The sequence below is a fragment of the Paenibacillus oryzisoli genome, from assembly GCF_001653565.1.
GTDB lineage: Bacteria > Bacillota > Bacilli > Paenibacillales > NBRC-103111 > Paenibacillus_E > Paenibacillus_E oryzisoli.
Genome location: NZ_LYPB01000060.1, coordinates 126,668 through 153,230, shown reverse-complemented (window position 1 = coordinate 153,230; position 26,563 = coordinate 126,668). Strand labels below are relative to the sequence as shown.

Annotated in this window: 18 protein-coding genes; 6 read left to right on the top strand and 12 right to left on the bottom strand. The window is 44.8% G+C overall.

Annotated features, from left to right (window positions below; all coding sequences use genetic code 11):
• Nucleotides 1–209: 209 nt before the first annotated feature.
• On the top strand, nt 210–1,937 hold the full coding sequence (locus tag A8708_RS12890; RefSeq protein ID WP_068663956.1) for a sigma-54 interaction domain-containing protein: 1,728 nt from the start codon (nt 210–212) through the stop codon (nt 1,935–1,937).
• Nucleotides 1,938–1,992: 55 nt separating this feature from the next.
• On the opposite strand, the gene A8708_RS35855 is transcribed toward A8708_RS12890, so the two are convergent.
• From A8708_RS35855 to rfbH, 9 genes are all read right to left on the bottom strand, one after another.
• Nucleotides 1,993–3,231 (bottom strand): glycosyltransferase family 2 protein, encoded by a 1,239-nt coding sequence (locus tag A8708_RS35855; RefSeq protein ID WP_068663955.1) that lies wholly within the window; start codon nt 3,229–3,231, stop codon nt 1,993–1,995.
• 456 nt (nt 3,232–3,687) lie between these two features.
• Entirely contained in the window at nt 3,688–5,004 is a 1,317-nt protein-coding gene (locus tag A8708_RS12880; RefSeq protein ID WP_068663954.1) for an exosporium glycoprotein BclB-related protein, read from the bottom strand.
• Nucleotides 5,005–5,359: 355 nt separating this feature from the next.
• A complete protein-coding gene (locus tag A8708_RS36450) occupies nt 5,360–7,324 on the bottom strand; it encodes a collagen-like triple helix repeat-containing protein (RefSeq protein WP_239696657.1) in 1,965 nt (654 codons plus the stop codon).
• 232 nt (nt 7,325–7,556) lie between these two features.
• On the bottom strand, nt 7,557–7,994 hold the full coding sequence (locus tag A8708_RS12870; protein WP_068663953.1) for a hypothetical protein: 438 nt from the start codon (nt 7,992–7,994) through the stop codon (nt 7,557–7,559).
• Between the two features lie 240 nt (nt 7,995–8,234).
• Complete coding sequence (locus tag A8708_RS12865; RefSeq protein WP_068663952.1) at nt 8,235–10,031, bottom strand: thiamine pyrophosphate-binding protein; 1,797 nt, start codon at nt 10,029–10,031, stop codon at nt 8,235–8,237.
• 13 nt (nt 10,032–10,044) lie between these two features.
• Nucleotides 10,045–10,983, bottom strand: a complete 939-nt coding sequence (locus A8708_RS12860; RefSeq protein ID WP_068663951.1) for an NAD-dependent epimerase/dehydratase family protein — start codon at nt 10,981–10,983, stop codon at nt 10,045–10,047.
• A gap of 15 nt (nt 10,984–10,998) precedes the next feature.
• Nucleotides 10,999–12,081 (bottom strand): CDP-glucose 4,6-dehydratase, encoded by a 1,083-nt coding sequence (gene rfbG, locus A8708_RS12855; protein ID WP_068663950.1) that lies wholly within the window; start codon nt 12,079–12,081, stop codon nt 10,999–11,001.
• A 23-nt stretch (nt 12,082–12,104) separates the two neighbouring features.
• Nucleotides 12,105–12,875 (bottom strand): glucose-1-phosphate cytidylyltransferase, encoded by a 771-nt coding sequence (gene rfbF, locus A8708_RS12850; protein WP_068663949.1) that lies wholly within the window; start codon nt 12,873–12,875, stop codon nt 12,105–12,107.
• A 3-nt stretch (nt 12,876–12,878) separates the two neighbouring features.
• Nucleotides 12,879–14,198 carry a lipopolysaccharide biosynthesis protein RfbH gene (gene rfbH / locus A8708_RS12845; RefSeq protein WP_068663948.1) on the bottom strand — a complete coding sequence of 440 codons (1,320 nt, stop codon included), beginning with the start codon at nt 14,196–14,198 and terminating at the stop codon, nt 12,879–12,881.
• A gap of 203 nt (nt 14,199–14,401) precedes the next feature.
• Between rfbH and A8708_RS12840 the strand changes: the two genes are divergently transcribed.
• Together A8708_RS12840 and A8708_RS12835 are read left to right on the top strand one after the other, a co-directional pair.
• Entirely contained in the window at nt 14,402–15,865 is a 1,464-nt protein-coding gene (locus A8708_RS12840) for a glycosyltransferase (protein ID WP_068663947.1), read from the top strand.
• A gap of 5 nt (nt 15,866–15,870) precedes the next feature.
• Nucleotides 15,871–17,355 (top strand): glycosyltransferase, encoded by a 1,485-nt coding sequence (locus tag A8708_RS12835; protein WP_068663946.1) that lies wholly within the window; start codon nt 15,871–15,873, stop codon nt 17,353–17,355.
• 99 nt (nt 17,356–17,454) lie between these two features.
• Here the strand turns inward: A8708_RS12835 and A8708_RS12830 are convergent, their stop codons facing one another.
• Nucleotides 17,455–18,294, bottom strand: a complete 840-nt coding sequence (locus A8708_RS12830) for a phytanoyl-CoA dioxygenase family protein (RefSeq protein ID WP_068663944.1) — start codon at nt 18,292–18,294, stop codon at nt 17,455–17,457.
• Nucleotides 18,295–18,423: 129 nt separating this feature from the next.
• Here A8708_RS12830 and A8708_RS12825 point away from each other — a divergent pair, with 129 nt between their 5' ends.
• The 3 genes from A8708_RS12825 (at nt 18,424) to A8708_RS12815 (ending at nt 21,336) form a co-directional block, all read left to right on the top strand.
• A complete protein-coding gene (locus A8708_RS12825) occupies nt 18,424–19,221 on the top strand; it encodes a helix-turn-helix domain-containing protein (RefSeq protein ID WP_068663942.1) in 798 nt (265 codons plus the stop codon).
• 89 nt (nt 19,222–19,310) lie between these two features.
• Complete coding sequence (locus A8708_RS12820; protein ID WP_068663940.1) at nt 19,311–20,462, top strand: MFS transporter; 1,152 nt, start codon at nt 19,311–19,313, stop codon at nt 20,460–20,462.
• A gap of 46 nt (nt 20,463–20,508) precedes the next feature.
• A complete protein-coding gene (locus A8708_RS12815) occupies nt 20,509–21,336 on the top strand; it encodes a 3'-5' exonuclease (protein ID WP_082927466.1) in 828 nt (275 codons plus the stop codon).
• A gap of 657 nt (nt 21,337–21,993) precedes the next feature.
• On the opposite strand, the gene A8708_RS12810 is transcribed toward A8708_RS12815, so the two are convergent.
• Together A8708_RS12810 and A8708_RS12805 are read right to left on the bottom strand one after the other, a co-directional pair.
• Nucleotides 21,994–22,368 carry a hypothetical protein gene (locus A8708_RS12810; RefSeq protein WP_068663938.1) on the bottom strand — a complete coding sequence of 125 codons (375 nt, stop codon included), beginning with the start codon at nt 22,366–22,368 and terminating at the stop codon, nt 21,994–21,996.
• Nucleotides 22,369–22,509: 141 nt separating this feature from the next.
• A complete protein-coding gene (locus tag A8708_RS12805; protein WP_082927465.1) occupies nt 22,510–26,313 on the bottom strand; it encodes an OmpL47-type beta-barrel domain-containing protein in 3,804 nt (1,267 codons plus the stop codon).
• Nucleotides 26,314–26,563 lie beyond the last annotated feature (250 nt).

Here is a 26,563-nt window from a genome sequence, read left to right as displayed (position 1 = left end):
ATTTGTACACTTATGTTTATTTTATATATTTAATATACAACATCATTCTATAATTGAACACTATTTGTTCAAATTTATACAAAATATAGTACAACCTCTCAAACCCCTTCTATATTTGTACAATATTCAGCTATAGGCCAAGATGTGTTGAATCGCTTACCTATTCATGGTAAATTAAAACCAAATATGGCGGATAAAAGAGGGGTAACATGTTCATTCCTGAACACTTTCCATTACAAATTACAATTCAAACACTCCCTTATGACACGAAACTAACTGAAGTTATAGCAGTTTTGCATACAGGTACGGCTGTAATCGTTCATTACAATCACACGTTTGCACTTTTTACTCCTGACGAGGTTGACCTATTACATACCTTTACAGCTGTGAATGTAGAGGATTTACTACAAATCACATCTTTCTTCCATACACCAGTGCATTACATCGCGCAATTATTGGCACAGGATGATGAGCAAGCACTGCTACACGATTTGAAAAGATTCAATCTTTGCAGGGATGAAAATGGCGTGATTATAGGCTATTTCAGCTTACATGCGTATACGGTTTACGCTATGAAAGAGCGTCAGAAGTGGCACGCATACTTCACAGCACTGGCGGATACAGTGACCGATGCCGTCACCGTTGTTGATCGAGATGGTGCCGTCATTTGCTGGAATCCTGTCTCAGAAGAACTCTATGGTTTGCCGCGGGCTGACATTATAGGCAAGCGCATTGGGGAACATTTTGACGTAGAAACCTTGATGGTTCTCAAAATGTTAGATGAAGGCCGGCTCATCCGTAATACGTACCACCGTCCGAGGCCCGAAACGCATGTCCTCATTAATGCTTCACCCATCAAAGATGCCGCGGGTACGATCATTGGTGGAATTGCAACCGAACAAGATATCACACAATTGGTGCGATTGAATGAACAATTAACAACTGTTGAGTCTGTAGGACTCCCTTTTGAAACGTCGCAAGAAGACCCATTTGCCCTTATTAAAGGAAAAGGACCAGCGATTGGCAAGGTGATCCAATGGGCCAAAAAAGTAGCACCCACCGAAACCCCCGTCCTCCTTATCGGTGAATCTGGGGTTGGTAAAGAACAATTAGCGCAAATTATTCACCAGTCCAGCACGCGCTCTATGCATCCTTTTGTAACTGTACATTGTGGTGTTGTGCCTGGGGGGATATTGGAGACCGAACTATTCGGTTATCAGGGTGGAGCTTTCAGTGGAAGTGAAGATGGGCAGCCCGGCAAATTAGAATTGGCCAAAGAGGGCACATTATTTATTAACGATATTGAGAAAATGTCACTGGAACTCCAAGCGAAGCTCTATCGCTACATTTCCCAGCAAACCCTTGTCCGCTCTGGCGGGAACCAACCCATCAATGTTAGAACGCGCATCATTATTGCAACGACACAAGATTTGGCCAGCAAGCTTGCTTCCCATGAATTTCGAGCTGATTTATACTACGCACTGAATGTCGTTTCCATTCGAATCCCACCTCTGCGTGAGCGTGTCGAAGATATTCCGGCGATGGTTCATATGTATCTCAAACAGTTTTCGTTGCAATACCAGAAACCAGCACCTACACTAGCCCCAGAAGTTATGTTGGCCTTGTCACAATACAATTGGCCTGGCAATATCCAGGAATTGAAAAATGCAATCGAGCGAAGTATGATTTTAAACGAAGAAGAGATGATTATGTTAGATCAGTTGCCTTTGGCCATACAAGAGCAGCAAGCGAGTGTGTTTCAGGATACCGAAACTCCCCCTATGCTGTTAAAAGAATCCGTTAATGTGCGTGATGAGATCACCTTGATCGAAGAGGCATTGGCCAAAACAGCTGGCAATAAGAGCGCGGCAGCTAAACTGCTCGGAATTTCGCGTGGAACCTTATATAATAAAATGAAAGAATTTGAATTGGCGTAACTACGCCTACATAATAAAGGGCTTACCTATACAGGTTGGCCCTTTTCGTTTTGTATTAAGGCGTTTTATTAATTTCCACATCGCTGTGATACACTGTTCCTTCTACTGCGATTTCTTTCGTCTGTGCATGCACCGTGAATGGAACTGTTCGCCGCACCAGTCGAATTAAGCGCTCAACTCCCAACGCTTCGTTCACAGTGTCGACTTCACGATAACTCTTCATCGTCACAGCATCTACCATAGGGTTTAGTGAATGTTTCAACCCTCTTAATTTGCGCTGATTCCTTTCCGTTAACATCTCATCGGAATCCATCCAATACAGATAATCCTTGGATGCCTGTCGGAAAGCCATATTGCGCGCCTCCCACTCTTCGATTTCATTTGTAATGAACCATTTATCTGTATACGCATCTACAAGTTCTTTCGTAAGACCAGCGGAGCCGGCATCTACGAGAATGATTTCATCTGCTACATCATCAATTGACTTCATACACATCATAAATTGTTCATCCAGATTCCTTACCAGTATACAAAAGGAAATTGTGACTGGCGGTCTGTATAATAAGCTAATAATTTCTGCTCCCCACTTCTCAGCAGCTTTATCGCGATTCGTCACCAACAACTGTGACAAGCTCGATCCATTCAATTGATTCATTGTCGCATGTCCAACGTGATGAATAAACGAATCTCGGACGATGTATAACTTATATCCAGCATAAAGTACACGAAGACATAGATCGTCGTCCTCATAATTGCCTAAGCCAAACCTCTCATCGAAACCCCCGATTTCATCAAGAATGCGTTTCTTCGTCAACAAACAAAACCCTACCAACCGGCGAGCCTCCATGGTTAGTCCGGCATGCAACGCACGATGAGTTTGCGAAAATTCTTCCAATTGTGACAGGTCCGTATAAGTCACGGGAATTTTTTGATATCCACTTACATAGTTGGTTACTGGGCCTACCATCCCCGTCCTATGATCCTGCTCAAGAACTCGGATCATGTTAGTCAGCCAATTTTCGGTAACTACTGTATCATTATTGAGGAATAAGATATAATCGCCAGTTGCCGCTTCTAAACCTAGGTTACAACCTTTAGCGAATCCCAAATTCACCTCATTACTAATTACCTTAATCTCCGGAAATAAGCGCAGAAAAGGTACTGTATGATCAGTAGAACCATTATCCACAATAATAATTTCATACGGTTCAGTCGTATGCTTTCGGATACTTAACAAGCATGCATGAGTTAAAGGCAATTGGTTATACGTTAAGATTATAATACTGGTCTTCAAAGCTCTCACCTCAACTTTATAGTAAAGGGAATAATCCCGTTATTCTCTTATATCATATTGAGCATCCCCGTCATTTGCCTCTGAGCTTTGCCTATGCAAAAAAACACAATTATTTCCTCATTTCTCGTCACTTCCACTTAGGAATAGGCATAAATTGAAGAGTACACGATTTGTTGGATAGGATGCGAGGATGAAAGGATCATTCGCTCCACTGTTGCTTGCATTTATATGTACGAAAATCGCGTTTTGGAAGTGATACAAACATTGAAAGTCTGAACAAGATGAAATGGTTATCACAGACATTCACAATGCGATATCGAACTAGGGCGAATTCTCGTATGTCATTCTATATTTCGAAACTTTTATAAAAAAAAGCTCAACTTACTACCATTCATCTCTAGGTGTGCTCATAGTTAATGAATAGTAGTAACGTTGAGCCCCGTTCTTTATTTTTTATTAGGCAATTGTATATCCTGCACTTGCATAACCTACAACTGTATTAACTAAGCTTAATCCACCACTTGCAGTAGCTGAATAAACCATTAACAAACGTGTTGTTGCTGCTACTGGAATTGAAACTGATGTAATACCACTACTGATATCACCAAGTGAGACGATTCCACTAAGCACTGGCGATAGGGTCACTGTTGCTCCTGGAATCGGAGTAAAGAGGTTGCTTGTCGCCGGTGCACTAAATAATTGGGCCGTGATTGAGATTTCAGTTGTAAGAACATTCAGTGCAAGCGTGTTACTAAAGAAGGCAGATATCGAAGTGATTGTACCAGCTCTAGGGACTGAGAAAGCAAAATCAATAATCGGGCCAAGAACATCACCTGTTAAATCAATTGCTCCACCTAGAAGACTAATACCATCTGCTGAACTACCAAACCCGATAACCCCTACAGTACCAACTAGTCCGCCTAGAACAGTTGTCATGGCAATTGGACCACCTGATGACAATGGAATTATCGCCCCTGCACCTGTTGCACCTGTTGCTCCTGTTGCACCCGTTGCTCCCGTTGCACCTGTTGCACCCGTTGCTCCCGTTGCACCTGTTGCACCTGTTGCACCTGTTGCTCCTGTTGCTCCTGTTGCTCCTGTTGCTCCTGTTACTCCTGTCGCTCCTGTCGCTCCTGTTGCTCCTGTTGCTCCTGTTGCTCCGGTTGCTCCCGTTACTCCTGTCGCTCCAGCTAATCCAGCTTCTCCTGTCGCTCCTGTTGCTCCTGTTGCTCCAACTCCAGGGCCAGTTGGGCCTGTAGGTCCGATTAAGCCTGGTGCTCCAGTCGCACCTGTTGCTCCAGTTCCGCCCTCACCATATGGCCCCGTTGCTCCAGTTGCGCCAGTTCGACCTCTTCGGCCGCGGTCACCATCTTCACCTTTCTTGCCTCTTGGTCCTGTTACTCCCGTCGCTCCTGTTGCTCCTGTTGCTCCTGCTGCTCCTGTTGCACCTGTTGCACCTGTTGCCCCGGTCGTACCAACTCCATTTGCTCCAGTCGCCCCTGTTACTCCTGTTACTCCTGCTGCCCCTGCTGCTCCAGTCGCTCCAATCGCACCACGGAATCCTCTAAAGCCGCGTGGACCACGTTTTCCTTTTGGACCTCTTTTACAGCATTTGCGTCCAACTTTTACTACGACAATTTTGTGACATCTTTTTTTCTTTCTTCTATGGCATCCACAACCACTTACTTTATGGAGCTTAACTCCACTTTTCTTAATTGTTAGTCGCTTTTTTGAAGAGAACGAACTTTTCTTTTTGCCAACTAAGAGACTCAATTACAACACCTCCTGTGATAGTTCATCATACGAATTACCAACAGGGTTTGTCTGTGCTTTTTGGCAATAGATGGTTGTCCACCCTAAAATATGCATATGACTATGTATCAATGTAGTACGTTTCTTCATTAAAATTTTCAAAAAATAGTTAACACTTAATCACCCGAACTTCTTAAATAAAATCGTATAATTTTACATATATCTCCTGAAATTTATATTTTTATAAATTCTACAACTCTAGTAATCTCTTGTTTTCGCTCTAAGCGTAACCTCTATGTATAAAACAAGAGCTGACTCTAGGGCCAGCTCTTCCATAAACTAAGGTTAATCTTGTATTTAGATAGGATAGCTAATCTTAAAGAATACGGAACGCTGACCAAACAACTCCTGATGAGTCGGCTCCTCCTAAATCAAGGGCAATCGTTAATCCATCAGCTTCATAGAAGAGACCAACTGTATCTCCTGCTGTCAATTCTACTGTTCCTGCCAACGTGACCGTGCCATCTCCTAGGATTGCTCTCAATGTTAAAACGAGTGCGACATTGACGTTCAGTACTGGGAACAATCCTGTTATTAAATCTGCTGTAGTTGGTGCTATACGACGGATTACAAATGAAGGTGTTACTCCAGCACCGAGTGAAATGGTTACTGCTGCTGTTGTCGAGTAGTTAATCGTTGCTTCGAATGCGTATCTTCCTGTTGCTGGAGCTGTAAAGACACCAGTAACTGGGTTAAATGAAGTTCCATTATAATAAGGACTTGTTACGGTCCATCCTGTGAGTTGAGCTGATGCAGCTGTTGCTAATGCAGGTAAGAAAGCTGAGAATGACTGAGCAAGAACATCTGGACCAGTAGCTCCTGTTGCTCCTGTTGTACCTGTTGTACCTGTTGCTCCTGTTTCACCTGTCGCACCCGTTGCTCCTGTTGCTCCTGCCGCTCCGGCTGCTCCTGTTTCACCTGTTGCTCCTGTTTCACCTGTTGCTCCTGTTGCTCCTGTTGCTCCTTCAAGTCCTGCCGCTCCGGCTGCTCCTGTTTCACCTGTCGCACCCGTTGCTCCTGTTTCACCTGTGGCTCCTGTCGCTCCTGTTGCTCCTGCAAGTCCTGCCGCTCCGGCTGCTCCTGTTGCTCCTGTTTCACCTGTCGCTCCTGTTGCTCCTGTCGCTCCTGTTGCTCCTGTCGCTCCTGTTGCTCCTGTCGCTCCTGTTGCACCCGTTGCTCCTGTTGCTCCTGTTGCTCCTGTTGCTCCTGCAAGTCCTGCCGCTCCGGCTGCTCCTGTTTCACCTGTCGCACCCGTTGCTCCTGTTGCTCCTGTTGCTCCTTCAAGTCCTGCCGCTCCGGCTGCTCCTGTTTCACCTGTCGCACCCGTTGCACCCGTTGCTCCTGTTGCACCTGTTGCTCCTGTCGCTCCTGTTTCTCCTGCAAGTCCTGCCGCTCCGGCTGCTCCTGTTTCACCTGTCGCTCCTGTCGCTCCTGTTGCTCCTGCAAGCCCTGCTTCTCCCGCTGCTCCTGTTTCACCTGTCGCACCTGTTGCTCCTGTCACACTTGCACCTGTTGCTCCTGTCGGTCCGATTGCACCGGTTTCACCTGTTGCTCCTGTTACACCAGTGGCTCCCGTTGCTCCACCTGATGGTCCTGCAGGGCCCATCTCACCTGTCGCTCCTGTTGCTCCTGTTACTCCTGCTCCTGTCGCACCTGTTGCCCCTGTTGCCCCTGTCGCACCTGTATCACCTGTTGCCCCTGTTGCCCCTGTCGCACCTGTATCACCTGTTGCTCCTGTTACTCCTGCTCCTGTTGCTCCTGTCGCACCGGTTTCACCTGTTGCCCCTGTTGCCCCTGTCGCACCTGTATCACCTGTCGCTCCTGTTACTCCTGCTCCTGTTGCTCCTGTTGCTCCTGTTGCTCCTGTTGCTCCTGTTGCTCCTGTCGCACCTGTTTCACCTGTTGCCCCTGTTGCTCCTGTTGCTCCTGTTGCTCCTGTTCCACCTTCTCCGTATGGTCCAGTTGCTCCTGTTGCTCCCGTTGCCCCTGTTGCACCTGTTGCACCTGTTGCTCCTGTTGCTCCTGTCGGACCTATCGGATCTTCAGGAAATTTGATTTCAAGCTCTTCTCCACTGTAAAGTTCAACTTCAATCTCTTTAACCTGATTCCAATCCATTAGTGCTAAAAAATTGGCAAGTGCAGATTCTCTTACAATTAAACTCTCATCTTCATCAAATTCTAATTCGAATTTCACACCATTAAAATATTTAATTTCAATTTCCTCAACATTCATAATACCTACGACACCAATTAAATTCATTAACTGAGCAAGTTTACTCAAAAGCCTTACACCTCCTATGAATTTGAAAACTATTTATTACAAAAGGAAACTATTTCTTTTTTTCAGCCTACCTCCCTTATTTAAAATAAAAATACTCTAGCATCCTCTTATATAGTATGTTTACAAATTTAATGTGTATGGACGAATGAGAGAGGACAAATGATGGAATAAAACATATTTTGTAAAATATTGATCTTTCTATCAGTAATATCCTTCTGCAACTTCCTCCCATTCACATAGGATCGATGGAGGATCCTGCCGTTCCATTTGCCCCCGTTGCACCTATCTCACTCGTTGCCCCCGTTTCATCCATACCTGCCGTTGCTCCAATACCCCCTATCACTGCTAGTGTTGTTCCTACCGCTCCTGTCCCTCCTATCTCCGCTCTCTCATCCACAATTCCCATAGCCTCGCTAGAACCAACTAACTCATTAAGGAATTCGATCTCGGATGCTTGTCCATTGTAAAGTTCAATCTCAATCGCTTCAACTTGCAGCCAATCTATGGTTGCCAAAAAACTCTGCAATTCCGTTAATCTTTGAGGTTCACTATCACCCATATTAAATTTTATTTTGTATGCCATTCCGTTAAAATACTCGATTTCGATCTTTTTAATATGCATAATAACGACGTATTCAACTAGATTCATTAACCGAGCAAGTTTACTCAAAGCCTCCTACCTCCTAAGAATTAGATTGCAGCTTCTCTATCATTGATAAACAATCTCATGCGTACCACTGCCTCCTCTCTTCAAATAAAACTAATCTTGTTCCTCTTATATGATATGTATAGAGCATTGAACGGCATGGGCGTATCAACGAGCACGAGAATGAAAAAATAAAAACGTCCGATTCCCATTCACTAGAATGGAAACAAGACGCTTACACTTCCTAAACGATATTAACCACTATCACTCCGACTCCTCTTTCTCATCCTTTCTCTCTTCCAACACGTCTATCACCATCACTTGTATTAATTCTTCCCGATCTAGTAATGGCGACATATCTTCAATCGGACGGTTGACGACTAGTTTGGGGTTCACCATCGTGCCCTGATGCAATTTCACCTCAATTAACGCAGCACCATCTTCAGCCAATACCTGTTTCATAACTTCATCTGCATCAACATCTTTCTCGATTACGTAAGCGGGAATTCCGTACGCCTCAGCAATTCGGACAAAGTCTGGACAACTGTATCCCTTTACCGTTGATTGCCTACGACCATTAAAATATAAATCTTGGAACTGTCTGACCATACCTAAGGCATGGTTGTTCATCACAATGATTTTGATCGGCAGGTTCAGATGGTAAATAGTTTCCAATTCTTGGATATTCACTTGCATACCACCGTCTCCTGCAATTACAATCACCCTTTTATTCGGTTCAACGATAGAGGCACCAATTGCGGCTGGAAGCCCAAAACCCATTGCCCCCATACCACCCGCATTCAACAAACGTTGGTCTTTCTTTAATCGGAACGACTGACTCGCCCACATTTGATGCTGACCTACATCCAAACAAATGATGTCACCTTCACTGCACAGATCAGACACTTTCTCCATGAACAAATTCGGATCAATTCCCCCTTCTTCAGTCGGAGGACTCATAGTTGGATAGCGTTCTTGATACTCCTTTAGAATGTGAACCCATTCAGAGATGTCTTTCTTGACCCAACCATCCAAACGTGCATTCATTTCTATTAAAAAAAGTTTCACACCGCATGACAATGCAATATCCGCATTAACCTTATGATTCAATTCGACGGACTCGATATCCACATGCACTTTGCGTGCAGCACGAGCGAAGGTATCTGGACGTGTACCCGTTTGGCGCGTATCGAGACGAGATCCTAAGATCAGCACGAGATCACAGTTGGCAAGCGCCAAATTACTGTATCGATTTCCATAAGAGCCAATTAAACCGAAACTTGCAGGATGGACTGCTGGGAGAGCATCGAGACCCATGAGAGAGTGGACAACAGGAATGCCTGTATGCTCAACAAAAGCAAGGAATTCCTCAGTGGCTCTTCCCGCTCTCACTCCTCCTCCAACTAGAATAAGCGGACGTGTTGACTGTGCTATTAACTCTATTACCTCGTCCAACTTGTCTAAATCGCAAGTCACTTCTTCCTGAGCTTGTAAGTTGCGAAATTCCTCGCTGTCCATAAAGCTCTCTAACCTATCTGGATCAATATCAGCCCGCTGAACATTCATCGGAATATCCAGCAGAACAGGCCCTGGTCGACCTGACTGTGCCATATAAACAGCCTTCTCAAGGCAATATCTCATCCTGTCTGGGTTCGTAACCATTTCTGCATATTTAACGATTGGCTTTACGATACTAACGATATCCGTTTCTTGGAATCCGATCTGCCTAACTGGTTTATCAAACTTAAATTCATACGTATTTACTTGACCGGTAATGAACAAGCAGGGAACCGAATCGAAATAGCAACTACCGATGCCTGTCAGCATGTTCAATGCACCAGGCCCACTCGTCGCCATGGAGACACCGATCACGCCATTCATACGTGCGTAACCTTCAGCAGCAAATGCCGCTGCCTGTTCGTGATGCATAGAGACACAATGCACGTCGTCACGAGAATGTATGGAATCTAACAGATGGGCAATTGCACCCCCGATCATCTCAAACACGTGTGAAGCTCCCTGCTTCTGGATAAAATCAATCACATAATCCGAACACTTCATCACTGTCCCCCCTTTAATTGCCAGAATCCCTTTTCAGATGTTCCTTATGCCAATTTACCGTCCGGGCAAGACCATCTAGCAATGTTATCTTTGGTTCCCACTGTAATAACCTATTGGCTTTCTCAATATTCGCTCTCCAATCCGTTGGTTCCATCTTCGTACGCAAGGACACCCCCCACTTAGGCTCGATGCCATTCGCGATTTGTTCCGTCAGAAGATCCGCGACCTTGCCGATCGACACTTGCTCACCTGAACCAATATTGATAATCTCTCCATAGCACGCTGTTTGTCGCATAACGCACATACAAGCTTCAACCACATCATCTATATAGATGTAATCACGAACAGAATGAGGAACGGTCAATTGCGGTTGCTGACCAGCAAGCAGCGTGCGTACAACATACGGGATATAGCGTTTAGGGTCATCCCATGGTCCATAGGGAGAAAATAGTCGCAGCGTAACGATCGGCAGCTGCCTTTCTACCGCCCTCGTACGGCAATACAACGTTGCTGCGGCCTTCGAAACAGCATAATCGCCAATAGGTTCAAGTAGATCATCCTCTTGCATCGGAGTAGATTTCATTCCATATTCAGACGAGGAGCTCAGATTGATGAAAGCTGAGAATCCCACCTGTTCGCAAGCTGATAACAGATGAACGGTCCCTTGGAAATTCAAGGCATAGATGAATTCGGCTTCATTTTGAAAAGAAAACCCACCATAAACCGCAGCATGATAAATAATTTCTGGCCGAATAGTTGCTATCCGTTCGCGAATCCGCTCTGAATTCCGCAAATCCGCGTCATGCTCAGTGACATGCGGAAGTAGATCCCGAATCCGCCATTTGTCAGATAGCGCTCTAGTAAAGATGTGTACGTCGTATCCTTCCGCTACTAATCGCCTTGCCAAACACGCCCCAACAAAACCAGTAGCTCCGGTCACCAAAATTCGCAATCCGAACTACCTCCTTTAAGCCATGTATGCCTCAACCTGCTCCAAACAGACAGTACGGATATCACGTTGTTCCTTGAATGCAAGTAGCCATTCTGCAATTCGAGCCAGTGCCGTATCAAGCGGCCATCTCGGATGCCAGTTCAAGTAACTGCTAGATTTGGAACAATCAAGCTTGAGCAAGTTAGCTTCATGTGGATGTTTGACCTGATTGGTTGCTGGCTCAATCTCATAGAAGTCGTGGTTCCCTAATTTCGTACCAAGCCGCTGTACCACCCACTCCACACTTTGTACATCAGCGTCTTGTGGCCCGAAATTCCAACTTCCCCCATATTTGCCCGTGTTCTGCACCATGTGTTCAGCCAGTAACAAATAGCCGCCAAGCGGCTCCAATACATGTTGCCATGGTCTAATTGCAGCAGGATTACGTATGCTCATAACGTTCTTAGATAAATATGCGCGTATACAATCCGGTATTAATCGATCTTCCGCCCAATCCCCTCCGCCAATTACATTGCCTGCTCGAGCAGTAGCTATACTTATACCCGTCTCGGACTGAAAAAAAGAATTGCGATAAGCCGAAGTGACGAGTTCCGAACAAGCTTTGCTGTTCGAATAGGGATCGAATCCGCCTAGACTGTCGTTCTCTCGATATCCCCACGCCCATTCGCGGTTCTCATAGCATTTGTCTGTTGTTACATTAATTACAGCCTGAATCGAGCTCTTACCGCCAGCTGCAGCCAGTCGAACAGCCTCCAGCAGATTCACGGTGCCCATCACATTCACCTCATACGTATCTACTGGATGCTTGTAGGAATTCCTTACGATCGGTTGGGCGGCCATATGAAAGATGATTGTCGGGTCCGTGTCAGCCACCACTTGCCGCAGTCGCTCTAGATCACGAATATCCGCAAAGGTCGATTGCATATCCTTATCCAATCCACATAAATGAAATAAACTAGGCTTAGTCGGAGGTTGCAGTGCATAGCCGATGACATCGGCACCAAGTGATAGCAGCCACATGCTTAGCCAAGCTCCTTTGAAGCCAGTATGTCCAGTAATGAGGACTCTCTTTCCACGCCAGTAAGCTGAATTGACCATACGGCTCCCCTTTCTCCCAGTCTTTATTTTTTCCAAGGAGCTTTCTGCGATTTCCATAAGTCTTCTAGATAATTCTTGTCGCGCAGTGTATCCATGGGATGCCAGAAACCTTCATGTTTAAAAGCCATTAAATGTCCATTCTGCGTCAGATTCTCCAGTGGTTCTTTCTCCAGTACCGTACTGTCACCGTCGATCTTGTCGAAAACCTCCGGCTCCATGACGAAAAATCCAGCATTAATCCAGCCTCCGTCTCCTGCAGGTTTCTCTTGGAAGCCGAGCACTTGATCCTGCTTCGTCAGACGGAGCGATCCGAATCGCCCAGAAGGCTGAACAGCAGTTACCGTAGCAAGTTTCCCATGGGCCTTGTGGAATTCAATGAGCTTCCCAATATCTAGGTCCGACAATCCATCCCCATAAGTAAGCAGAAAAGTCTCATCTCCGACATAGCTCTGTATGCGTTTGACACGACCTCCTGTCATCGTATCCTTACCGGTATCCACCAATGTGACCTTCCAGGGTGGTGCATTATGATGGTGAACAATTGTTTCGTTATGATTACCGAAGTCAAATGTAATGTCCGCTTCATGTAAATAATAGTGAGCGAAATATTCTTTAATGAAGTATCCTTTATAGCCTAAACAAATAATAAAATCATTAAAACCATGTGACGAATAGGTCTTCATGATATGCCAAAGAATCGGCTTGTCACCGATTTCGATCATTGGCTTCGGTTTAACATGTGTTTCTTCACTAATTCGCGTACCGAATCCCCCGGCAAGAATAACGACCTTCATTGACTAACCCCTCTTCTTCAAGGTATCACGAAGCGTTTGCACCGTGTAATCAAGCATCTCCTGCGTTAGACCAGGATGAACGCCGATCCAGAACGTTCTATTCATAATCACATCTGTATTCGTCAGGTTCCCAACAATGCGATGAGTAGTATGTTTGTAAGCAGGTTGACGCAACAGATTCCCTGCAAACAGCAATCTAGTACCGATGCGATTCCGCTCAAGAGCTGCTGTCAGCTGTTCGCGAGTTACGGGTGATTCGTCCCTAACTGTAATCGGGAACCCGAACCAACTCGGAACACTATTCGGCGTGGGTTCAGGCAGAAGCAGGTATTCTTCCAACGGTTGGAGCGCCTCCTTAAGTCGGTTGAAATTAGCTTTTCGCTTCGCGATGAAATCTGGCAGCTTCTGCATTTGAGCCACACCAATCGCTGCTTGCATATCCGTTACTTTCAGGTTGTAGCCGATATGACTATACGTATATTTATGATCGTAGCCAAAAGGCAGATCACCCAATTGCCAGCCGAATCTTCGGCAGCATGTATTGTCTTTGCCTGGCTCACACCAGCAGTCCCGTCCCCAGTCACGGAAAGACTCGACTATTTTTTTGAGTAGAGGAGAATTCATCAGAACAGCCCCGCCTTCACCCATCGTAATATGGTGTGCAGGATAGAAACTGACAGTCGCCAAATCTCCGAAAGTCCCTGCTTTACGTCCCCCATATTCCGACCCGACAGCATCACAACAATCTTCAATCAGCCATAACCCGTGTTTATCCGCCACTCGCTTCACTTCAGCCAGATCAAACAAGTTACCTAACGTATGAGCGATCATAATTGCTTTCGTACGCGGGCTGACCGCACTTTCTAATAAGGTTGTGTCAATATTGTAAGTAGGGAGTTTGACATCAAGGAAAACTGGTACAAGCCCGTTCTGAATAATTGGATTTACAGTTGTCGGGAACCCCGCTGCTACCGTAATCACTTCGTCTCCTGGCTGCAGTCGCCGATCTTTCAATAATGGAGACGTCAAGGCAGATAGAGCAAGTAGATTAGCACTCGAACCTGAGTTCGTTAGCAAGGCATAACGTGTACCAATGAAAGAAGCAAATTTTTGCTCGAATTCACTCGCATAACGGCCCGTTGTTAGCCAAAAATCCAGCGATGCATCAACTAAATGGCTCAACTCTTCACCATCAAACGTTTTGCCACTTACGGGAACATTGGTAACTCCCGGTTCGAACACCGTTTGGGGCCAATTCGCTTCATAATATTGTTTAGTTAAAGCAACAATTTGTTGCCGAAGTTCACTGCTGGACTGTTCCATACGGAAATTGCCTCCGTTTCAATTAAAATTCAACCACTATTATCCTATGAGTTTAACTTCTGGTTGGACTGAGACAAATGCCGATAGGCCATGGAATTAAGTTTAAATAAACCCATTAATACCCAGTGAAACTCTTGAGTAAGTTGAATATGTTGAATACTAGTGGACAAAATTGATGGAATTTGTACTTGGAGGAGAGAAATTTGACAACATATATTAGTCCAGAGCTCGCTTCACAATTTCATAAATTCGGAAGTCATACTTTCATCCAGAAAGGGGGCCATTTTGAGCATCCAGATCAAATAAGCCTAGGGAACAGTGTTTTTATGCGCGCTCCTTATGTATTTAATACCGTTTCTCCTCGTGCGGAGAATTCCCCCAAGATCGTAATTGGTGACGGCTGCCAATTCAATTTGGGTGTCAGCGTTATTGCTGATAACCATATTGAGTTAGAACGAAATGTGCTTATCGGACCGAATGTTACACTTACAGATACCTCTAACAATAACCGGGTCTTAAGTGGGCACATGCGCATTGGTGAAGGCTCTTGGATCGGTGCAAATGCAATCGTTAAAGGACCTCTAACCATCGGCAAAGGCGCTGTCGTTAAGCCCAACAGTGTAGTCACAAGCAACGTGCCAGACTACTGTGTCGTAGCAGGAGATCCAGCCCAAATCACCCAAATTTACCTACCTGACATAGGGCACTGGGTCGATATTCCACCCCATTCAGAAGCTGAACATTTCGTAAATTATCGCAAACAACACCCGCTCCTATCGATATGCATCCCAACCTACAATCGAGCCTCTCATCTAGAACATTGCTTAACTAGCATATTCTCACAAATCGGAACGTGCGACCTGGTTGAAGTCATTGTCTCTGACAATGCTTCTACGGATTCGACTCCTGCTCTTATGAACAGATATCTCGAACTTTATCCGAACTTAACTTATATCTGTAACGAAGAAAATATCGGCCCAGATCGAAATATTTATCATGTTATGAATCAAGCAAATGGGAAGTTCGTGAAGCTGCAAGGCGATGACGACTTCTATGTTGACGGAACGCTCATGCCCCTGATTCACGTTCTTCATATGCATGGCGATTGTGGAGTCGTTCATATCAATGTTAGAAATGGCAATGGACGAGTTCAAGTTCATGAAGGCATGAGCGCTTTCCTCGAGCTGACATCGATTTATGCTACGTTCATTACCTCAACCATTTTGCGGCGTGAAGAATTGAAAAGAATTAAGGATCCTGCTCATTTTATTGATTCCTCTTTTAATCAAGTGTATCTGCAATATGCCATTCTAATGGAAAATCCAAAATTCTGTATCATGAACGCTAACATGTATACGTACGCAGGTATTTCTTCCGACTCCTATAATTTTGGTGAAATCATTTTCCGCAGCTATCAATCCATTCTGTCTTACTTCATTGACAAAGGATTAACGATAGATCAGCTTCGCAGCGAGAAAAAACGCACCTTGTATGAATATGCGATCCCCTGGTACAGACGGATTATTGAAACACGTATGATTGCGAACGTAGAACGATTTGAAGACATCTATACCGAGCACTATCAGGATGAACCTTACTATCATGAGGCTTTGGCCATTATTCGAAGCATCCAATCGCCAACATCGAATTTAATTGACGGAGAGTGAATCGAATGTCAACACCCTATTTACATGCCGATTTCACGGCAAGGTTTCACTATTACGGCGAAAACTCAAAGATGGAGGAAGGCGGTCAGATCTTCTGCCCAGAAGGCATATCCATTGGCAATAACGTATCCATCCAAGCCCATTACTGGTTCAACATCATCAGTCAAGATCCGCAGAAATACCCTAGAATCATCCTCGGCGACGGCTGCAAATCCAGTCCAGGCTTAATAATCTCGGCAGCGAATCGGGTAGAATTAGGACCTCATGTTGAAATAGGTTCGAACGTATTCATCTCCGATACGGACCATCATTATCGCCACGTAGGCATTCCCGTTTTGTCACAAGGCTTAACTTCGCAATCCGACCATGTCTATATTGGAGAAGGAGCTTGCCTAGGTGACAGCACAGTCATTATCGGAAATCTTCATATCGGTAAAGGAAGTGTGGTTCGGCCCCATAGTCTCGTAGAACAGGATGTGCCTGACTATTGTGTTGTTGAGGGATCACCCGCGCGCATCATTCAAGTCTATGAACCAGTAAGCGGGATCTGGGAAGATGTAAGTTCCGAAGAAGAAGCGGAGCAGCGATTGTTAGCTCGCCGTCAGCAAAAGCTTTTGTCGATCTGCCTGCCAACCTACAACCGTGCAGCGAATTTGGATCTTTGTCTCCAAGCAATCTTGTCTCAGGTGGGAAACAACGATAAGGTTGAGGTTATTGTGTCAGATAATGCTTCAACCGATGGGACTCCGCAAGTGGTAGACAAATATCGTGCACAATACGAGAATTTACGGTATACCCGTAATGATGAGAACATCGGAGCAGACCGAAACATTTTTCGAGTCATGTTCCAAGGAACAGGAACGTTCATTAAGTTACAAGGAGACGATGATTTTCAAGTAGAAGGAACACTCCTGCCACTTCTGGACACGATTGAGCGTCATGCTGATTGTGGCGTATTGCATGTGAATGTGCATAATAATGACGGTCGTATTTATGTGAAAGAGGGACTACCTGCTTTTCTAGCTGAAACGTCCATTATGTCAACCTTTATTACGGGCACTGTCCTACGCCGAGAAGATTTATTGAAGGTAGACACTCCCGATCGGTTTCTGGATTCTTCCTTTAACCAAATGTATATCCAATATTGTATCTTGCAGCGAAACCCTCGCTTCTGCATCATAAACCGCAGTATGTATCAATTCGCAGCTAATGAACCAAGCGGTTACAATTTCGGAAACGTCGTTTTCCGTAGTTATCAAACCATTCTGAGCTATTTTCTGGGCAAAGGGCTAACCATGCAAGATATTCGATTTGATAAGCGGCAAGCCTTATTCAACAAGATCATTCCTTGGTACCACGGAATCATCTCCTACCGAATGACGACGAACACCGAGGGTTTTGAAGACTTATTCATTCAATACTACCAGGATGAACCATACTTTGAATCCACCCTGCAGTTCATTCGTTCGATTCGTGCAAGTTCAGGCTAAGAACGCCAAGAAATGACCGTTGAACACTTCGTGTGTGTACACTTAAAAGGCGCATCCCTATTGGGGCACGCCTTTTAAGTGTACTTTATCTAATAAGCGCTAGCATTCAGCACCGCTCATCTCATTAGTAAAAAATCGCTTGTATTCTTTCGGCGTAAGCTTAACAGCTGATTCACCTACATAATGGAACTGTAGAGCGCGGCGCTTCTTCGTTGATAGATTATACGGAGTTCCATGTTTGAGTAACCCGTGGAACAATAGTATGCCTCCTGGCAGTAAAGGGACTGCAACATCTCTCTCCACTTGCACATGGCTATCGCAGAGTTGCCAATCTCTAATCGCATAATGGGGTGTTGCCCCGTCTGCATGAGAACCCGGGATGACATGCATACAGCCATTATCAAGCGCAGCTTCATCAAGGGCAATCCACACGCCGACTACGGGTTTCTCATAAGCCAAGTTTCCATACGCCATATCTTGATGCCACGGCTTTTCCCCACCGCCATGCGGAGGTTTAAGCAATGCCATATCCTGCACAAGCCGCGGCGTTTCCCCCAGGATATCTTGAACAATGGCAATGATCGCAGGATGTTCCGCAATCCCTCGCAGACGTTCGTCCACGTTGACGAACTCATGCACCTTCCTAACAGCTAGTTCTTTCTCTTCGTCCGTTTTCAATTCACTTTTTGGCTTAGAGAATTGAATTTGTGCCCCTTTATTATCTTTAAAAATAAGCTCATGCAAAGCTTCTTTCGAATTTTGAATATCTTCTTCCTTTAATACATGTTCAATTGCGGCAAATCCGTCTCGCCAATAAGCAGCAAGATGGGTTTCATTCCAATGGGTACTGCCTTCAATTTTATCTGCAATACGGTCGTAACGGTACAGTCTCGCTGATATTTCTTCCGGCGATTGCTCAGTCAGTTCAGTCCTAGGCATAACGGTAACCCCTCCGTTTAAATAATTTGACCATTCATAACTTTATTATATGAATAGAAAGTAGTAAAATAAATGCATTCAAGCACTATACAATTTGCACTATTCTACATAGAGGGGCCGTGAGTCTTCATGTCCGTTTTCACATCCCAAGCCATTCAGCTTAATCCTTATTTCGGTAAAGTAATCTGTGAAGTGAACTGGAAATGGAGCAGCCGCGAGGATGACCCTTTCCAAGACTTCGATTTCTGGTATGTATGGGATGGTGAAGGTGAGGTCACCTTAAATAGCAAACGTTATCCCGTTAGCAGCGGCGATTGTTTCTTGTTTAAGCCAGGGGACCTGACCAGTGCGAAGCATAATCCAGAACGTCCGCTTACGGTAACGTTTATCCATTTCTCAGCGGAAGGGGATCATTCGTACCCGATGTCACTCCCTTCTTTCGTCCATTTCGATCCCGCTGAATTTCATGAGAGCTATCTAGATCGTTTCGTACAAGTCAGACATTCGGAGGCTTATGGGCAAGAGGATGAAGCGAAGACGCTTCTTAAGCTGATTCTATTATTGTTTGAACGACAAGCCCCTGACCATCAACCTCAAGGTGATCCAGCGCGGCGCTCATTGAACCGTGTGATGATGGATATCGCTTCTCATATTCGACAAGATCCCGGACGTCAGCATAGTATCCAAGAGTTAGCCAAAGAAGCGCATCTTTCTCCACGTTATTTCTCACTTAAATTCAAAGAAATCATGGGCCAGACGATTGAATCCTATCTCATTCAGTCCAGAATTGAACGTGCCTCATACTTGCTTAAACTAGGCATGAATGTCAGTGAAGTCGCTGAGGCACTTGGTTATCGGAGCATTTATTTTTTTAGCCGCCAATTCAAAAAAGTAACAGGAACGAACCCCTCGCAGCTGCGCTCTTGATAAATATTTTTTGCAACTTTGGCTGAGCATGATAAAATGTACTTTCATGACAGCATCGCGCTAGTACATCAAGGAAGGTTAGGTCTTCAATGCATTCATCCAATTTATTGCGTTCGTTTAACTTTATGTATTTCGCATTACTTGCCCTCTTCGTCTCTTTTCTACCGGTTTATTTGGACGCACAGGGACTTTCCACATCACGAATTGGTCTCATTATTGGGACTGGCGGTTTCATCGCCATCTTCTCGCAGCCCTTATGGGGTATGATCAGTGATCGAACAAAAACGATCAAGAAAGTTATGCTTCTTCTTCTATTCTGTTCCACCATCATCGGGTACTTGCTGTACGATTCCAAAAGCTTTATCGTGTTGCTTCTATTTACGATGCTGCTCTACTTTTTCTTAATGCCCTTGGACCCTTTGACAGAAAGTTTGAACTTTCAAACTGCTGAACGCCTGGGAACAAGCTATGGTTCCATTCGTACATTTGGTGCTGTCGGCTACGCTGTGATGTCATTAATTGTGGGCTATGCGGCGCAATATTTCGGCATTCATAGCTTGGCTTACCTGTTTGGCGGCATTGGGATATTGAGCTTGATCATATGCTTGGCGCTGCCTGATGCTCCTGTGACGGGGAAACCTATCTCACTGCGTAGTCTGCGAAAATTTCTGAGTAATAAAGAAACCATTTGGTTCATGCTTCTAATCTTCGTATGCGCAGTTCCACAACGGATTAATGATACATTTCTTGGAGTCTATATACGTGAATTAGGCGGCAGCAATCATTTGGTTGGCATTGCCTTCTTCTTAGCAGCTGGGAGTGAAATTCTAGTATTCGCTTTAAGCTTCTGGTGGCTTCGAAAAGGAAGAGAATTAGCGCTTATATCATTCGCTGCCTTCTTCTATTTCTTGCGTTTCTTGGTCAGCGCTTGGGTCACAGATCCCCATGTGCTTGTTACGATTCAGCTTCTCCAGACGTTCACGTTCCCTATTTTCTACTCAGCTGCGATTCAATACTTGTATCAAATTGTTCCAGAGGAATGGCGTGCTACTGGACAAACTGTGCTGGCTATCATCTTCTTCGGGGTCTCAGGAATCGTTGCTTCTTATCTTGGAGGATGGTTCTATCAAACCTATGGTGTACACACCTTATTCATCTGGGTGTCGGTCATGTCTTTCTCTGGATTCCTATTAAGTCTGGTGCTGCGAGCGGTCTATCGTAAACAGAAGCTGGCAACGTAAGCTTTTTCTGCTAAAATGGTAGGATAGGAAGAAACGGGGGCACATCATGGATTACATTATATTAGATATCGAATTTAACGGCCGCAAGTTTGCCAGTGATTTACCGATGGAAGTAATTGAAATTGGCGCTGTCCGTTTAGATGCTTCACTTACGCAAGTGGATGAATTCTCAGCCTTGATTAAGCCAGTATATTTCTCTAAATTAAACGCCTTTATTAAGAAAAAAACGGGGATTCCCCAAGAAGATATTGACGAAGCAGCTGGTTTCCGCAAAGTAATTGCCGATTTCTTGGCTTGGCTCGGACGAAGTGAAGAAGTGTTGCTTGTCACTTGGGGTGGTGAGGATCTCAAGCGAATCGTGTTTGATACGCGGATGCACAAATTAGATGATGCGTATTGGATGGCTGCTCACTATTTCGACTTATTGAAAGGGTACACGCGCTTCAAAAAAGTAACGAACGATGTCAGTGTCGAAGCTGCGCTTACAGATTTGAACATCGTCGCCGAAGGCACGGCTCACCGAGCGTTGGACGACGCTAAGATGACAGCGGAGGTCTTCCGCTCGATCTTCACCGAGCTGGACTTCGAACGCAAACAGCAATACGTCGACATGTACACGAATGCCAAGGAACGCAGGCTGATTAAGACAGCCGTAAAATCCATCCATACACAAAAAGTCGCGCCGACATGGGAGCTTTTCGTCGAGAAATATTTCGCCGATAAAATTGAAGCTGCCGACGCTAAGAAAGTCGCCGAAATGCAAACATTATTCGCCGCGGAAGTGGCGAAAGGCGTGCCAGTCGCGAAGTCTGCGGGTAATACCGCGGTGATCAAACCAGACCAAATAGCAGACAATACGACGGAATCAACGTAGCGACGTTCGAGATGCGGAACCTGGTTCCGCTATTCTGCTGAAAACGGATATATGCACAAAGAAACGGAACGTAGTTCCGCTATTATTACGTTTTCACACCTTACAACACCAATTCGTCTACAATAACGGAACCACGTTCCGTAACTTTTTCAAATTCATGTTTAGTACCTAAATAAGGGATCCTCGTTCCGTTACTCTGAAGCAATTTCTCCAAAATTGCTCAAGTCCGGAGCGGAGGTCCTTTTCTAAAACAAACTTGTTCCTTCCTCTCCGCTCGAACTCGAACTAGCATATTGCATCACGCATTCTACTACTCCTCCTCGATTTAGCACATTGCATCACACATTCTACTCTTGCACTCGATCCAGCATATTGCATTACACATCCTACCACTCCCCTCGATCCAGCACATTGCATCACACCTTCTACAATTCCCCTCGATGCATCTCAACCACCCTAAGTACGCGACAATTGTTGTAGATACCTCAGAATTTATGTTCCACGGATACGTCCCACTCTCCCACTCCTGCAACCAATCGCTGAATCCGCCACAATCATCCCCACATGTCGATCCGAACTCAACGAAAAAGCCAACCCAACCGATAAACCTTGCAATTGCAAGTTATCAATTAGATTGGCTTTGTATGACTCCAGCTATCACAGTTGATCCACACCTAGACGGTTCGTATAGAAACTGGAGACCACTTTGTCTTTAGCCGACTTGGATCCACTAGATTGTAAAGTATATAAAGTATCGGTTAGCTCCATAAACCACATCTCATCCTTGATGCTAAGCGCAATGTCGATCATACTACGCACGCCGTCTTCGGTATCAAGTCCGCTAATTGGCAGTGCCTTTACACTGGAGAGTTTCACTTCAATTTGATGACCGATGATGTCATCTTGATCAGAAGCAATGACATGAACGAAGGCAATACCATGCTGCCCCGCGATCGCTTCTACATAACCATGTACCATTTCATCTTCACTCGTTGTTGCGACGACCCAATCACCAATTGCAACATTTAACATATGCCTCGCCACCTTCACTCGAAATGTTACTGCATACTGTAATTATAATTATTACAGTATGCTTTGTCAAGAGAAGGTTAAACTACTTAGAAGACATCATCGACCCAGTATGCCATAGAAATGAAGTAACTTATTAATTAACTATTTCGTAACATTTACAATCATAATTTCGCTAGCTGTAGCTCCACCATAGTTAATGAGCTCAGCTCGATACTCATAGTTGCCCTTAGCTCTATTTACTAAGGTCGATACGGATGATTGTGCATCCGGTGTATGGTCGGCAAGTGCTTCTGAATAGATGAGAACACCGTTTTCATATAAATTGTACGTCCCGCCATTTGTTCCCCACCACATGTTCATGCTGACTTTAAAGTTGCCATCACCATCCCAGTTATCGTTCGATAGAACCGATTTGCCCGGAGCTGCTTTTGTTACGGTTACTACGTGCGTGCCGCTCATCGTTGTGCCAAAGGCATTAGTAAGTTCGGCATAGTAACGATAAGTCCCATTCTGCTTATAGGTAATTGATGTAACGGTAGATTGAGCTGATGGTGAATGATCAGTTAGAATTTGTGTATCGATTAATTTTCCATTCTCATACAGCTTATAGATTCTACCATTTTCACCGTACCACATGTTCATCGCTATCCTGTAATTACCATCTTGCAGGCCAGTATCATTCCCATTGGAATCAGAAAGAATAGGTGTACTTGGTTTGGTTTTGCTCTTTGCTGCAATATTGGCCACAGTGGCCATAGCTGTTCCGTGGTTCCCTGCTGCATCGACGATTTCGAAAGTGAAGCTATCATTATAGAGAAACGTGTAGCTGCTTGAACCTCCATTATTCGTAATCGTCACCGGTTCGCTCGGTGTGATTGTGGCGGTGACACTTTGCGCGGTTATCGAACTATAGGTCACTGTTGCTGTAGGAATCGTATCATCAATATTATAGACTACATATATAGAGACATTGGACACATTGCCAGCAGCATCCGTCCCTCTTGCATACACCGTTTCATTTGCAGAAACAACCACAGGAATTACATAAGCTGTCCATGCGCCGCTAGTACCCACTTTGTATTCTTTCACTGCTGCATCTGCCGGATAGCTGATCGTGACGGTGACATCTGTATTAGTCGGCGCTGTAATGTCTGCCGCTAGAGTCGCATCTGCTGGTACTGTCTTGTCAATCCTAACCGTTGCCGTGTGAGGGGTCTCCATATTGCCTGAGATGTCCACGCTCCAATACGTTAGCGTATGAACTCCCTCTGTCGTCAATACGATTGATGTGCCGGTTTGTTGCGTTCCGCCATCTACCGTATAGTAAGTAGCGGCTACAACAGATGTCCCCTCGGTTACACTCAAATTTACTGTAGTGTCTTGATTGACCCACCCTGTCGGAGCATTGTCTGTTGTCGTTGGTGGGATCGGAGCTGGTTTGATGGTGAAATCATCCATCCAATATTCTTGGCCTGTGGAGCCTGCAGCCATGGTTCTGAAGCTGGCTGAACGAAGGTAATTCAACCCCGCATAGGTTCCTCCCAGATTCCGGATTGCCCTCACGTCCACCTCTATCGTATGCCACTGACCGTCATCAATCAACGTATATGCAGCTGTTGGCTCGTTGGAAGAAGCGGTCGCCGCAATTGGATATGTTCGATTATCCAGTCGTATCGGATATGCCTCCAATGCTAACACAAGCGGCGTTCCCGGATTCACCTTATACTTGGCGCTCACAATAGGAAATTGATTGATATTCCAGTCTGGCGGGTAATTCCCAAATCTCAGTTGTTCAGTCTCATCGTTGCCACTCTTATAGTAGACGTGGATGACTCCGTTTGTACCATTCTCATAGATGCGTTCATAGTTCGTGACCTCATTCCCACGTGAACTGTGTCTATAAATTTGCGTATATAAATTGTCATCGGCATCAAATGAATTGTACAGCATCGGCTGACTCAGATAGTCGGTTGCGTTAATAATCACATACATTATGCCGGATATCGATTTGCCAGATGCATCTGTCGCTTTGCTATATACGGCATATTGACCTGGTTGGGTGTAAGCATGAGATGGGCTAGCCCCTGTTCCTGTTGAACCATCGCCAAAGCTCCATGAATAGGAGGCAGGTATGAAACTGCCGAACACAGTAGCCGAAAATGGTACTGCAGAACCGGTAACCGCCTTGAATTGACTACTCGTTACTTGCAAGGAATCCGGCGCATCGGCTCCAGTCTCAACAATCCCCATGTCCGGTGCACTTCCATCATAAGCCAGATTGACGGAGGCTCCATCCCCCCAACTTAAAGCCGTATCCAAACTGAGAACTCCACTTGTAATTACACCGGTCGCTGCGTTCTTCGTGTAAGCAATGTTCGTAATACGCGCCCGATTTGCGGATGTACCCACAGAAATGATGTCTCCCACTTGATTGTCGATCCCCCAGCCGTCAAAAAAATAGTTCGGATTGTTGACTGTAAGCGAAGTGCTTCCGCTTCCTGCACCTATTGCTGTTGTCAGATCCGTACCACTGTCGATCATCGGACTCCCTGGCTGTAACGTATAATTGTAATTGCTTGGATCCGTGAATAAAGGATTTATGTTCATGTTTTGCGCAAACAGCGGAACTTTCGTTCCGACTGCCGCTGACATCGACTCCACTTCGGACAGTGACCATAGTTTATAGTCACTATTAAACAGAAAACTATTATTATTTCCGAGGAAGTACGGGGTCACTCCCGGACCGTGCCAGAAGTTGTTTTTGATAAAGCTAAGTGTTCTAGAACCGTCATCATTAAATGCTCTTTCGAAATAACGGAGATTCGTATTCGACGCATTGTTATCATTGTTATAAAAAATGTTGTTCTTAAAGAAATTGTTTTTGATCGTGAAGACGCCATTACCGCCAAACAAATACACAAACATTTCGTTCTCTGCATATATGTTGTTATAGAAGACAGAATTTTGAAAAGACATGTTGGCTGAATACGGAGCGCTGCCTAACGTACCTCCACTATAGTTACGAATGAAACGGTTATATCGGAAAATAGTCCCATCGGCGTGGACGGAGTTCCTGGATGATGCATTTCCAGATCCATACCTTTGTTCAGCAAACACATTGCCCTCCAGTAGAATTCTATTGTTAGGGAAGATTTCGAAATTCCGACTCCACTGGCTGTTAAATACATTGTTTCGCACGACAACATCGCTTACAGTATTATAGTTCGTGTCAAAGTAAGAGAAATTCAACACCGTATGCCTTGCCTTGCTGAAGTTATTGCCTTCGATTAACAATTTGGAACTATTGGAGAACGTAATCAAATCATCGCCTAAATAAGCCTCTGTAACAATGTTGTTTAGTAACTTTAACTGGCTGGTATAGTTAATGAATATAGGAGCACGGTAACCCCATCCAGCCGTGGCGTACGAAAAGACGCAATCTGAAATCGTAATGTTGCTGTTAGGAGTTCCGTTCGCTGTACCTGCTGAATACATGGTGCCGTCGGTGCTGTCTATTTTTAGCCATTTACCAAGATTCAGATGTGAGGTTAGTTTAAATCCATTCAACGTTATGAAGGACTTACCTTTGATTTGCACAATATACGAATCCGCGTTCGGATAAGTAAGTGTCGCTTGTCCTTTATTTAACGCTTTAAATAGTATCGGGTTCGTCGCTGTGCCGCTATTCTGTGGAACGAGTTGATCACTGTATATTCCGTCCATAAAGAGTACAGTATCTCCAGCCGCAGCTGTAGAAGCTGCCTTGGTCAGCGACCAAGGCGTGCTTGTCGACAAACCATTATTCGATGCACTCCCAGTGGGGCTGACATAATAGGTTACACCTGCTGCGTGAACAACCTGAGGAGGAACTCCCATTCCTATCCCCAATATACTTATAAACATACTCACTACTGTCAGTATCCAATACGCCTTTGATCTTATCAATTTCCTTCATCTCCTTTATTAATTTCGGCTACATCCTTCCAATCCATCATGAAAGAAGCGATCATTTCTATTTTTTTGTGATTATCACCCCCTCTCCTTGCTGCTAGGTTGCTTACCACTTACTAACTTTAGCTTCAGAATGCATTTGAAAGCGTTATCATTTTTTGTGTTAAAACAAGCTGCTGCGACAAACCATATAGAATTCAACGAACAGCAAATAAACCACGATTGACTTGGATTTTTTAAAATA

Bases quoted from the DNA above. Each gene is read 5' to 3' on its own strand.
- A8708_RS12890 (WP_068663956.1), top strand. From the start codon at position 210: ATGTTCATTCCTGAACACTTTCCATTACAAATTACAATTCAAACACTC.
- A8708_RS12865 (WP_068663952.1), bottom strand. From the start codon at position 10,031: ATGAAGTGTTCGGATTATGTGATTGATTTTATCCAGAAGCAGGGAGCT.
- rfbG (WP_068663950.1), bottom strand. From the start codon at position 12,081: ATGGTCAATTCAGCTTACTGGCGTGGAAAGAGAGTCCTCATTACTGGA.
- rfbF (WP_068663949.1), bottom strand. From the start codon at position 12,875: ATGAAGGTCGTTATTCTTGCCGGGGGATTCGGTACGCGAATTAGTGAA.
- rfbH (WP_068663948.1), bottom strand. From the start codon at position 14,198: ATGGAACAGTCCAGCAGTGAACTTCGGCAACAAATTGTTGCTTTAACT.
- A8708_RS12835 (WP_068663946.1), top strand. From the start codon at position 15,871: ATGTCAACACCCTATTTACATGCCGATTTCACGGCAAGGTTTCACTAT.
- A8708_RS12830 (WP_068663944.1), bottom strand. From the start codon at position 18,294: ATGCCTAGGACTGAACTGACTGAGCAATCGCCGGAAGAAATATCAGCG.
- A8708_RS12825 (WP_068663942.1), top strand. From the start codon at position 18,424: ATGTCCGTTTTCACATCCCAAGCCATTCAGCTTAATCCTTATTTCGGT.
- A8708_RS12820 (WP_068663940.1), top strand. From the start codon at position 19,311: ATGCATTCATCCAATTTATTGCGTTCGTTTAACTTTATGTATTTCGCA.
- A8708_RS12815 (WP_082927466.1), top strand. From the start codon at position 20,509: ATGGATTACATTATATTAGATATCGAATTTAACGGCCGCAAGTTTGCC.
- A8708_RS12810 (WP_068663938.1), bottom strand. From the start codon at position 22,368: ATGTTAAATGTTGCAATTGGTGATTGGGTCGTCGCAACAACGAGTGAA.